Annotated in this window: 2 protein-coding genes; both read left to right on the top strand. The window is 51.8% G+C overall.

Annotated elements, in window-relative coordinates:
• Positions 1 to 944 (top strand): DUF362 domain-containing protein (locus SGI98_11700; protein MDZ4744067.1); only part of this gene is annotated, 944 nt, incomplete at its 5' end.
• 16 nt (positions 945 to 960) lie between these two features.
• A partial coding sequence (locus tag SGI98_11695; protein ID MDZ4744066.1) for a helicase C-terminal domain-containing protein occupies positions 961 to 2,904 on the top strand: 1,944 nt, incomplete at its 3' end.

The following is a 2,904-nucleotide window of genomic DNA, read 5'->3' as shown; positions in this document are numbered from 1 at the left end:
GTAGCAGTATCGTTCAGTGGAATGTGAATAATACTGTCGTCGAGCAAATGGCTGACCGTTTGATCGGGGCCTATTACGGGGTGTCAAATGCCGCCACCGCTATGAAAAGGCTGGTCACCCCCCAGGATGTCGTGGGATTAAAAGTTTTTGCGAGCCCCGGCGCGGCTACCTCCACAAATAAAGCTATGGTCCGGGTCGTGATCAATGCCCTGAAAGCCGCTGGCCTACCCAGTCAAAATATCATTGTATGGGATAAATTCCGTTTTGACCTAGAAAACGCCCAGTTCCTCCCTATTTTCCAAAGGGAAGTACAAGTCCCGATTATCGGCACGGCCCCGGATGTGGGTTATGGCGACCAGCCTTCCTACGATTTCGAGGTCACCGGGACATTGATCTGGGGAGACCGGGATTTTAACGCAAAAAAGGCTTCCGTTGATGCGGATGGTTCGGGTAATACCCAGCTCAGTACCAAATCATATTTCTCCCGCATCGTGACCCAACGCTGCACAAAGCTCATTAATATGGCTTCCCTGACAGATCATCCCGATTTCGGGATCAATGGATGCCTCGTGAATATGGCGATCGGCTCCGTCGATAATAACCGCCGTTTCGGTACGTCCCCTTATTATGGGGTTCCCCCGATTCCCGATATTTACTCGAATCCCGTTATTAAAAATAAAGTCATCCTCAATATCATGGATGCCATTATCACCGGTTACGCCGGTGGCCCGTTATTTAAGCCCGATTTCAGCGATCAAACTGGTCAGATCTTTATTTCCAACGATCCCGTGGCCATCGATACCCTCTGCTTACGCGAATTAATCGCCCTACGCAAAGTCGCCGGCATCCAGTCCCCCTCTTATTTCGGGGCCCATGTGCCAGCTTGTGCCCAGGCTGGCCTCGGCGTCGGCGACCCCTCAAAAATTAATTTGCAAACTGTCTAGGTACTTTGCCCGTACCATGATTGCACCTGTTGATTTCCATTCCGACTTTGTCTCAGAAGTATCGGATTTTTTTGCCACCGACGGTCCCCTGAGCCGAGACGAGAAATTCGAATACCGCCCGGAACAACAGCAAATGGCCGAAGCCATCGCGCGCAGCCTGGAAATCAAGGGTTCACTCGTCGTCGAGGCGGGCACCGGTGTCGGCAAGAGCCTGGCTTACCTCGTGCCTTCCGTACTTTTTGCGCTGAACCACAAGCGCAAGGCCATTATCACCACACACACGATCAATCTCCAAGAGCAGCTCCTACTCAAGGACATCCCCCTCGTTCAAAAACTTTTACCCCCGTTCAAAGCTGTCCTTTTTAAAGGCCGCCAAAATTACCTCTGCCAGAAACGCCTCGCTAAAGCCATGGAAATGGCCGACAGCCTCTTTGAATCAAGCGAGAAAACCCAACTCAAACAAATTGCGGAATGGTCCGCGCGCAGTAAAGACGGCACTCTCTCGGACCTGCCTTTTGTCCCCGAGGCCAAGGTCTGGTCTCAGGTGTGCAGCGAACACGGTATTTGCACGGCCAAAAAATGTTCAGCCGACGATTGTTTTTATCATAAGGTCCGCGCGCAAATCGCTTCGGCAAATGTCGTGGTGATGAATCATCATCTCTTTTTCCTGAACCTGAATAAATCCGACGCTGAGGAAGGTTTCCTTTTCGGGAATGATTTTGTCGTTTTTGATGAGGCTCACACCGTCGAGTCCGTCGCCGGTGAATGCCTCGCTAATAATGTATCCTCCGGATACTTTTATTATCTCCTCCAGAGGCTTTTCCACCCGAAAACTAAAAAGGGATTACTGGCCGTGCTCCGGGATGGCACCGGGATCGAGCTCGCCACCCATTGCCTCGAAAACGGCGCCCGTTTTTTTAAGGAGGTCGAGGCCAAAAGTAATTTCTCCAAGGGTGGAGATTTCCGCGTGAGACAAGCGCAGATTGTAACCGATACCCTGTCCTCACCCCTGCTCAAGCTCAATAGCCACCTCTCGAAAATAATGATCGAGCTCGAGGATGAAGACACGATCGAAGAACTCTCCTACCTGAATGAACGTGTCCAGGAAACCGCAGGCAATATCCAGCTTTTCCTGAGGCAAGCCGAGGATGACTACGTTTACTGGACCTCAAAGGAGTCGAAGTCGGGGGAATCTCTTTCGATTAACGCCGCCCCGATCGACATGTCCCTCATCCTCAAAGACCTGCTCTTCCGGGACGGTTACTCCACCATCATGACCAGTGCCACCCTCGCGGTGAATAAATCATTAGACTATTTCTCTTCCCGCGTCGGTGCCGATGATGCCGATGCCCATATCCTAGGTTCCCCTTTCGATTTCCAATCACAAATGAAGGTTTATATCCCGAAGAATATCCCAGATCCGAAAGCCGAAACTGAATACGTCAAAAGTATCTGCCACTGGATCGAGCACTTTATCCGGATGACCCACGGGAAAGCCTTTGTCCTTTTCACCAGCTACCGCATCCTCAAAAGCTGTACCGACACCCTGCGCCCGCTTTTTGATGATATGAATATCCGGCTCCTGGTCCAGGGGGAAGGCATCCAACGGCACAAATTGCTCCAGGAATTTAAGCAAGACACGGACTCGGTGCTTTTCGGGACGGACAGTTTCTGGACCGGGGTGGATGTCCCCGGCCAAGCCTTGAGTAATGTCATTATCACACGCCTGCCCTTTGCCGTTCCTGATAGCCCCGTCATCGAGGCGCGCCTGGAATATATCGAAGCCAATGGGGGTAATTCCTTCGCCGACTTTTCCGTGCCCGAGGCCGTACTGAAATTCCGCCAAGGAGTCGGACGCTTGATCCGCAGCAAAAAAGACTCCGGCATCGTCGCTATCCTCGACTCCCGGATTATTACCAAACCCTACGGTAAATCATTCCTGAATTCCCTCCCCCCCTGC

The sequence above is a fragment of the Verrucomicrobiota bacterium genome, from assembly GCA_034440155.1.
Taxonomy (GTDB): Bacteria; Verrucomicrobiota; Verrucomicrobiia; order JAWXBN01; family JAWXBN01; genus JAWXBN01.
Note: the sequence above shows the minus strand (reverse complement) of the source record. Positions and strands in the feature narration are given on the sequence as shown.